Source organism: Chitinophaga sp. YIM B06452, from assembly GCF_039655965.1.
In the GTDB taxonomy this organism is placed as follows: Bacteria; Bacteroidota; Bacteroidia; order Chitinophagales; family Chitinophagaceae; genus Chitinophaga.
Genome location: NZ_JAWLKY010000011.1, coordinates 24,982 through 33,732 on the forward strand (window position 1 = coordinate 24,982; position 8,751 = coordinate 33,732).

Here is an 8,751-nt window from a genome sequence, read left to right on the forward strand (position 1 = left end):
TTATGTTTCGCAAAATCTTAAGAATATTGGACACCGGCGCTCATAAACTCAGATCATTGATTTTTGTGCATTTTTTATGCGGCGTTTTACAAGGTATTGCATTTGCTGTTTTAGTTCCGTTACTGCGCTCAATTCTGGGAGGCAACCTGCAAAATGCGTGGAGGTGGATGCTGACGGAGCTGGCGATACTGGTTGTTTATTCCGCATTATCTTATTGGGCGAAATTAGCGGGCTTAAGGATATCCACCGATTTGTGCAGCCTTTTATGGAGAAGATTGGGCGACCATATCTCCATTCTTCCGCTTGGGTGGTTTTCAGGAGGCCAGGTAGGGCAGGTGGCCAAATTAACAAGCGATGGCGTGCTAAATGTAATGGGCGTTTCAACCAACCTGTTAAAACCATTGATGGATGCCTTTGTAACGCCATCGGTTGTTGTGATAACGATCGCGCTGTTTGACTGGAAATTAGCTTTGGCGGTAGCGGCCACTGTTCCGTTTATTACTGCCGCTTATTTTATTGCCGAAAGAATTACGCACCGGTTCGACGACCAGTGGTACGCAGCCTCTGTAAATATGTCCGGCCGTATTGTCGAGTTTGCGCAGGCGCAGCCTGTACTCCGCGCATTCAACAGAACGGATAACAGTGTACAGCTCCTGGATAGTGCATTGCTGCAAAGCAGGAATGCCACAAAAAAAAGTTTAAGTATGGGTTCATTGGGGCAAATACTATTTTTAATCGTGATACAGGCCGCTTTTACTATCGTGCTTTTCGTGGGAACATACCGCGCTCTTGGCTCCAGCATTGATGCCCCTGAGCTGATAGCATTGTTGATCCTGGTTACCCGGTTTGCACAACCGCTTACGGATGCGGGAGGACTGGGTGTTGCTGCCAGGGTAGCCCGTAACCTCTTGGGGCGTATGGAAAAATTGATGGCAACCCCGGGCCTGCCAGAAACAACATCTCCGGGCAAAGTGCTGAATGCATCCATTGAATTTAAAAACGTATCATTTGGTTATGATGCCGGCAGAACTGTATTGCAGGATGTCAGTTTTAAAGTTCAGCCTAATACCGTAACCGCCCTGGTAGGAGCATCGGGATCGGGTAAAACCACGATCACGAGGTTAATAGGCCGGTTTTGGGATGTTAACGCCGGAACGGTATCTGTCGGCGGGTGCGATGTCAGGGAACTTTCAGGCAGGGACCTGATGGCGCAGGTTTCATTCGTATTTCAGGATGTGTATTTGTTCACGGGTACGATTGAAGAAAATATCCGTATGGCCAAACCCAATGCTACAAAGGAGGAATTTGAGTACGCCATACGCGCCGCAAGAGTAGATGAGATCATTGAAAGGCTCCCCGAAGGCTTAGCCACGCAGGTCGGCGAGGGCGGGGGCTCACTTTCGGGCGGAGAACGCCAAAGGGTTTCAATTGCAAGAGCTATTTTGAAAGATGCCCCTGTTATTCTTTTGGATGAAGCAACGGCAGCCCTGGATGCTGAAAACGAAGCATTGGTCCAGGAAGCATTAAGCGCGTTGAGCGCAAACCGGACACTTGTCATTGTGGCGCATCGCCTGCAGACCATTATGGCGGCAGACCAGATATTGGTGCTGGGGAACGGCAAAATCCTGGAAAACGGCAGGCATCAGGATTTATTGGCAAAAGGAGGCCGCTATGCAGATTTTTGGAGAGAAAAAGAAAGGGCGAAAGGTTGGAGGGTCAAGGCAAATAACATCGGCTAAACGGAATTTGTGCGGGACTTTAGAAGGATCTACTGAAGTTTTTGAAAAAAAATCAGAAAAATGACCAACTTGAGCTGGTATAAATCAGTTGTAATATGTCTTCAAGAAGGAGCTTCCTGCGGAATGCCGCATTGGGCGTGGCTGCAGCCACGGTTTCTCCCGTAGTGTCCAGCGCAGGGTATGCCGTTAAAGCCGGCCCTGCTAAATTTCCCGTCGGGATGGCCGGCTACACTTTCGCCAAATTTGACCTGGACAAGGCCATTGCCATGATGAAACGCGTGGGCATCCAATTCATTTCCGTGAAAGATATCCACCTGCCGCTGAACAGCGGTCCTGAAAAGATCAAAGAAGTGCTGGATAAATTCGCCGCCGCGGAGATCAAGGTGTATGCCGTGGGCGTGATCTATATGAAATCCGAAAAAGCGGTGGACGAAGCCTTTGAATACGCCAAACGCGTCGGCGTTCCCCTGATCGTGGGCGTGCCCAATCCCGAGCTGCTCGACTACACGGAAAAGAAAGTGAAAGAATACAACATCCGCATCGCGATCCATAACCATGGGCCGGAAGACAAGCTCTACCCCGGCCCGAAAAATGTATACGACCTCATCAGGAACCGCGACGCGCGCATGGGCATCTGCCTGGACATCGGCCATGCCATGCGTGCAGGAGAAGAGCCCGGCAAGGCTATCCGCGAATATAAAGACCGTATTTTCGACCTGCACATCAAAGATGTGACCGAGGCATCCAACAAAGGAAAAGCCACGGAGATCGGCCGCGGTGTGATCAACTTCGCGGGGCTGGTGAAAGCCATGCAGAAAGCAAAATTTGCCGGCGTGGCGAGCATTGAATTTGAAAAGGACATGAACGATCCGCTGCCTGGCATTGCAGAGTCAGCGGGCTTCTTCAGGGGGGTGATCGCTTCGGTGGAATAGGTTATTAAGTTATCAGCAATTCCCTTCCGGTATGCCGGGAGGGAATTTTTTTTAATGCAGCTTCAGGATCTGCATACGGCCGCTTACGCTGAAACTGTCCGGGCTCCGGTGGGTGGTAAAGTCGTAGAAGTTATCATTCACATTGGTAACAGTCACCTTTATTACCGACTTTTGCAGCATTTCAAAGTTAACGCTGGTATCGGAAGAACTAATGAGCCGCAGCTCGTATTCGCAGGGGCTGGTCCATTTCACGGAAAAGTTAACAGACTTGCCTGTGTAATGATTGATCTCCTCCTGGGTGGAGTCGTTGCGCAGGATGGTCCAGGTTTTGCTGTTATCCGGGCCTTTGAGTTTGAATTCGCCTGTTCTTATGTTTTCACAGGGATTTTTTTCTTTCGCCGCTGTGCCGCAGGCGATAAGGCAGATGAGTGGTAACAAATAACGCATAGGGTTGTTGTTGGAACAACAAGGTAGAGAATTTTCCGCCAGGGATGCATAGACAGCCGCGGGATATGGGAAATTTCATATAAAGGAAACATACGCTCTGCCCGGGAGGATCATGGATTAATAAACAACCGCAGGATATACGAGACCTCATACACCAGGAACACGATCACCAATGTCCCATGGAATCTCGGGTTGTTCGTGCGCATGGCGATCATGCACAGGATGAAATGGACGGCATTGCGGATGGGGTATTCCGGGCCGAAATGGCGGAAATAATCCACGCCTTTGATGAGCGTGTCTACCACATCCAGCACATAACTGGCGCCCAGCAGGCCGAAGAACCACTTCTTCCGCGAATAAAAATAATCCCGGAAACCGCTGTAGTCTTTCAGGTCATCCGGGTACAGCAGTGCGCAGATCACATAATACACGATGATATACATGATAACGAAAAAGTACTCCGGGAAAAACCAGTGCTGGATCTTCGTGAGATGCCATTCCCACCACCAGAAATGCACCATCAGCAGGAACACATAAAACGACCAGGTGAAATGTACCCAGTAGAAAGGGTTGCGGTCCGGGTGCTGCACCAGTTTGATAGCGCCGTTCAGCAACTGCCTGATGCTGAGGCCCAGCAATATGCCGAGGATCACCTTGATGTGGGCAAATGAATCCATGAAGCGGTTTTTGGGTATATATAAAAATAACGGATAATGGCTTAATTACAATGGGTATGCCCATGGCTGTTGCCCGCATGGCCTTTTTTTTGAGGACGGATACGCATGGAAACACATGCAACACCCGGCAACCCTGTGATCAGGCATAAATACACGGCGGACCCGGCCGCCATCGTGCACGACGAAACGGTATACCTCTACACCGGTCATGACGAAACGCCCGAAGGGGAATACAACTACCAGATGCACGAATGGTGCTGTTTTTCGTCGGATGATATGGTGAACTGGAAAGAACATCCCACTCCGTTGCGCGCCGCTGATTTCGACTGGGTGGAAGACGGGGCCTGGGCCTCGCAGGTGATAGCGCGCAACGGCCGTTTTTACTGGTATGTGGCAGTGGCTCACAAGACCATCCCCGGCAGGGCGATAGGCGTGGCCGTGGCAGACCGGCCGGAAGGCCCATTCCGGGATGCGCGCGGTTCCGCGCTTATCAGCAACGATATGACGGCGGAGTATGAAAGTGATAAGGACGACATCGACCCTACGGTGATCATCGATAAAGATGGGCAGGCCTATCTTTTCTGGGGCAACGGCCAATGTTATTACGCGCCGCTGAAAGAAAATATGATTGAGCTTGACGGGCCTATCCGCACTATCGCGCTCCCGGAGTTTTCAGAAGGCGCCTGGATACATGAGCGGGATGGATGGTATTACCTGCTATACGGCTACCAGTTCCCCGAAAAAGTGGCGTACGCCATGAGCAGGAGCATTCACGGTCCCTGGGAATTCAAAGGCATCATGAACGAACTGGCGGGCAACTGCCAGACGAATTCCCCTGCCATCCTCGATTACAAAGGCGCCAGTTATTTCATTTACCACAACGGCGGTCTTCCCGGTGGCGACAGCTACCGGCGCTCCGTATGCATAGACCGGCTGTATTTTAATGAAGACGGCACGATCCGCCGGGTAGTGATGACCTCCGAAGGAACAGCGGCTTAATGCGCTTCTTTTTTCCGCGCCGGCCCCCAATATTTGAACTTGTCAAAATCAACGTCCGAAGAGGTGACGCGGGGATCTTTGGTATTTTCCAGGTATTTGCGAAGCTCAGCAGATAAGGTCTTTTTAACCGATTGGTACTTTTGCTGACCCGCGAGGTTGACCAGCTGGAAAGGATCATTTTTTACATCGTAAAGTTCTTCCTCGGGCCTCGGGCCAAAACTCAGGTCATAGTACTTCCGGTAAGAATTTTTATGATCGATGAGGAATGATTTTGTGGGGCCGTCATCAGCATCCGCAAAATGATCCGATGGATGCGTGGCGCCTTCGGGCACACCAACTGGCCATCTTTGAGGGAGCAGGTTATGGATGTATAAAAAGTCATCCGTGCGGATGGCGCGGGCCGGGTATCCATCATTAGAAGGCTTGGCCTGTGCAGGGGTATGCCGCTCCCTGCCAAATACGATAAAATCCCTGGTGTTGTATTTTTCGTTTTGGTTCCGGAGTAAAAGCGGCTTTAAGGAACGCCCGGTCATTTCACGGGGTACCGGTACTCCTGCCAGCTCCAAAAACGTAGGGGCCATGTCCGTAAAAGAAACAAAGTCGTTAAGCCTGGCGCCTTTTTTTAAGTTGTTGCCCCAGCGGATCACCAGGGGAACACGCGTGCCCATATCGTACAAATTGGCTTTGCAACGGGGGAAAGGCATGCCGTGATCGCCGGTGACGATAATGATCGTGTTGTCCAGCTCGCCTTTGCGTTCCAGCAATTTAAGCGCCGCTGCAATATCAGCGTCAAATCTTTGTACCTCGAAATAGTAATCGGCCAGATCGCTGCGGATCTCTTCCTCATCCGGGTAAAACCCGGGCACTTTCACAGCCTTCACATTTATTCCCGAAGCAGCCCCGCTGCCTTTTTCATAACCCCGGTGAGGGTCTGATGCGCCCAGCCAGAAGCAAAACGGCTGATCCGCCGGCTTTTCTTCCAAAAATGCTTCAAAACCTTTTTTGTATTCTTTACCCGCTGGTTTGTGATTGACATAACCGCCCGGCACGAGATTGCCCGGGCCCCAGGACTTTCTCCATGATCCTGTGAAATAACCCGCCTTCTCCAGAAGAAGCGGGTATACGGGAATATTTACATCCAGTGTGGACCAGAGATTTGCGCCTTCCTTCAGCCGCCAGAAGTCCTGGCCGGTGAGTATGGCATTTCTGCTCGGTGTACAGGAAGGGCTGGAAACGAAAGCCCTTTCAAAAAGCACGCCTTCCCTGGCCAGCCGGTCAAATGCCGGGGTCTTAACTGACGAATCGCCATATGCACCGGCATGCGGCCAGCCCCAGTCGTCCGCTATGCAGAAGAGGATATTGGGCCTTTGGGTTTCCTTCCCGGGTTCTTTCCTGGTTTCTTTAAAGCTGATAAAAAGGGAGCCGAACAGGCAGAGAACGACCAGTACTTTGATTTTCATATTTCGATAGTCTTTTAGTTTCCAGGTAACGGGAATTATTTTCAAGCCTAAGATAAACAACAGCCGTGAAAATGTATAACCGGGAGGATAACCGGTTTTAAATATTTGTTTACTTACTACTAAGTAAGTACCTTGCACCTGTTTTAATTGCAGGTTATGTCTGAAACAAAGGAGAAAATCGTATCTATGGCGGACAAGCTCATCAGGGAGAAGGGCTTCAATGCCTTCAGCTATAAGGATATATCAGAACCTTTGCAGGTAAAAAATGCGGCGATCCATTATCATTTCCCTTCCAAGATGGATCTTGGCATTGAAGTGGTGGAACAGGAAATACGTTCGCTGGCGCTGAATACGGAGAAGTGGAAGAAGTTGCCGGAAGACGAACAGCTGGCGAAGTTCTGCAACGTGTTCCGCAAGCATTGCAACAATGGGAATGTTTGCCTGATGGGATCGCTCGCGCCGGATTACGAAACGCTGTCGCCGGAAATGCGGGAGAAAGTGCATGAGATGGCTGCGGCCATCGTGGAGTGGGTGACCGGCTGCCTGGAGCAGGGCCGCAAACATAAACGATTTCATTTTAAGGGCAGTGCGGAAGACAGGGCTTTGCTCGTGATCTCCAATCTCCAGTCTTCGCTGCTGCTGTCGCGGGTGCTGGGGCCTGCTGCATTTCACAGGATCAGCCGGCAGCTGCTGGCGGACCTTGGCGCATAAAAAATCATTGAACTATGAAAAGAGTTGTCATTACCGGTATGGGCGCCGTTACGCCGCTTGGGAACAACGTAGCATCTTTCTGGGAGAACCTTTCAGCCGGCAAAAGCGGAGCGGCCACTATTACCCGGTTCGATGCTGGCCGTTTCCGCACCAGGTTCGCCTGTGAGTTGCGGGGCTACGATCCTTCGCTGGCGCTGGATAAGGCAGAGCTCCGCAAAACGGATCCTTTCACCCAATACGCCCTGTCTGCCGCCGCGGAAGCCATTGCCGATGCGGGGCTGAACTTCAGCGCCATGAACCCTTTCGATACCGGCGTAATCTGGGGCTCCGGCCAGGGCGGCATGCAGACGTTCGAAGAACAGGTGACGGAGTATGTGGAAGGCGGTTATAACCCGCGATTCAGTCCTTACTTCGTGCCGCGCCTGATCACCAACATGGCCTCCGGGATGATCTCCATTAAATATGGACTGATGGGTATTAATTATACCACCGTTTCCGCATGCGCCACTTCCAACACGGCCATCATGGACGCGCTCAATTACATCCGCCTGGGCAAAGCCAAAGTGATGATCACCGGCGGTTCCGAAGCACCCATTACGCCAGCGTCCATCGGCGGCTTCTGCGCGATGAAGGCGATGTCTGTCAGGAATGATGATCCCGCTACCGGCTCGCGGCCGTTCGACACAGAGCGGGACGGCTTCGTGATGGGGGAGGGCGCGGGCGCGCTGATCCTGGAAGAATATGAGCATGCGAAGGCAAGGGGCGCGAAAATATACGCGGAAGTGGCAGGCGCCGCCATGACGGCCGATGCGTACCATATGACCGCCACGCATCCCGAAGGGCTGGGCGCTTACCAGGCCATGAAATTCGCGCTGGAAGACGCGGGGCTCAATGCAGAAGATGTGGATTACCTGAACGCGCATGCCACTTCCACGCCCGTGGGCGACCTGAGCGAAATAGCCGCCATCACCCGCATGTTTGGCGAAAACCCGGCGCATTTGCATATCAGCGCCACCAAATCCATGACCGGCCACCTGCTGGGCGCGGCCGGCGCAATAGAAGCGATCGCATCCATAAAAAGCATCACCGATAATATTATTCCACCCACCATCAATACCACTAACCTGGACCCGGGCATTCCCGCCGGGATGCAGATCGTATTGCGGTCCGCATACGAGAAGGAGGTGAAAGTGGCGATGAGCAATACTTTCGGCTTTGGCGGGCATAACGGGATCGTGGTGTTCAGGAAAGTGTAAATAGATGCATATATTATATAAAAGCCGCTCCTGTGAAGGAGCGGCTTTTTTTTGCCTGTAGTACAATTACTACAACCGTGTGCAATAATTACTATAGACGGATAACATGCATTAGCCTACTTTCGCATCTATCGTACTTTTCCCGGAGTGTGAATAGGACTCCGATAATGAAAAACCGGTATCCTTAAACCTTTTTAATAACAACATTTTTCCTATGGGAGATCTTTACCCGAAACCCGCAATGTGTATCCCGTATACCCATGCCCTGTTACCATTACCCTCCACCACATTCCTCCTGAAATTTTTTGTACAGCAATTGTGCAGGACTGTATGGCGTATCAGTAACAATATCGTGTAATAGGACCATATCCAAATATGCATAACTGAGGTTCTCCCGGAGAGCCTTTCCTGGCGTGCTGTACAGAGCAGCAAGCCGGGCGTTCCCCTTTTTTACCCAAAGCACCGCACCATGTTCCGTTTGAATGCAAGCAACCCGAATCCGAGATCTTTCAGCAAAAGCTGCAGAATTT

Annotated in this window: 8 protein-coding genes; 5 read left to right on the top strand and 3 right to left on the bottom strand. The window is 51.3% G+C overall.

The window, feature by feature from the left end; all coding sequences use genetic code 11:
- The first annotated feature begins 2 nt into the window (after positions 1-2).
- Both R3I13_RS26900 and R3I13_RS26905 read left to right on the top strand, forming a co-directional pair.
- Positions 3-1,739, top strand: coding sequence for an ABC transporter ATP-binding protein (locus R3I13_RS26900; protein WP_346321097.1), 1,737 nt, complete (start codon positions 3-5; stop codon positions 1,737-1,739).
- Positions 1,740-1,834: 95 nt separating this feature from the next.
- Complete coding sequence (locus tag R3I13_RS26905) at positions 1,835-2,671, top strand: TIM barrel protein (RefSeq protein ID WP_346321098.1); 837 nt, start codon at positions 1,835-1,837, stop codon at positions 2,669-2,671.
- Positions 2,672-2,722: 51 nt separating this feature from the next.
- On the opposite strand, the gene R3I13_RS26910 is transcribed toward R3I13_RS26905, so the two are convergent.
- Together R3I13_RS26910 and R3I13_RS26915 are read right to left on the bottom strand one after the other, a co-directional pair.
- The gene (locus tag R3I13_RS26910) at positions 2,723-3,118 is read right to left on the bottom strand and encodes a hypothetical protein (protein ID WP_346321099.1); all 396 of its coding nucleotides are present in this window, start codon (positions 3,116-3,118) and stop codon (positions 2,723-2,725) included.
- A 110-nt stretch (positions 3,119-3,228) separates the two neighbouring features.
- A complete protein-coding gene (locus R3I13_RS26915) occupies positions 3,229-3,795 on the bottom strand; it encodes a hypothetical protein (protein ID WP_346321100.1) in 567 nt (188 codons plus the stop codon).
- 105 nt (positions 3,796-3,900) lie between these two features.
- Between R3I13_RS26915 and R3I13_RS26920 the strand changes: the two genes are divergently transcribed.
- Positions 3,901-4,794 (top strand): glycoside hydrolase family 43 protein, encoded by an 894-nt coding sequence (locus tag R3I13_RS26920; protein ID WP_346321101.1) that lies wholly within the window; start codon positions 3,901-3,903, stop codon positions 4,792-4,794.
- On the opposite strand, the gene R3I13_RS26925 is transcribed toward R3I13_RS26920, so the two are convergent.
- Entirely contained in the window at positions 4,791-6,254 is a 1,464-nt protein-coding gene (locus tag R3I13_RS26925) for a sulfatase (protein ID WP_346321102.1), read from the bottom strand. The genes R3I13_RS26920 and R3I13_RS26925 overlap by 4 nt on opposite strands.
- Positions 6,255-6,410: 156 nt before the next feature.
- Here R3I13_RS26925 and R3I13_RS26930 point away from each other — a divergent pair, with 156 nt between their 5' ends.
- A complete protein-coding gene (locus tag R3I13_RS26930; protein ID WP_346321103.1) occupies positions 6,411-6,965 on the top strand; it encodes a TetR/AcrR family transcriptional regulator in 555 nt (184 codons plus the stop codon).
- Positions 6,966-6,979: 14 nt separating this feature from the next.
- On the top strand, positions 6,980-8,221 hold the full coding sequence (gene fabF / locus R3I13_RS26935; RefSeq protein ID WP_346321104.1) for a beta-ketoacyl-ACP synthase II: 1,242 nt from the start codon (positions 6,980-6,982) through the stop codon (positions 8,219-8,221).
- Positions 8,222-8,751 lie beyond the last annotated feature (530 nt).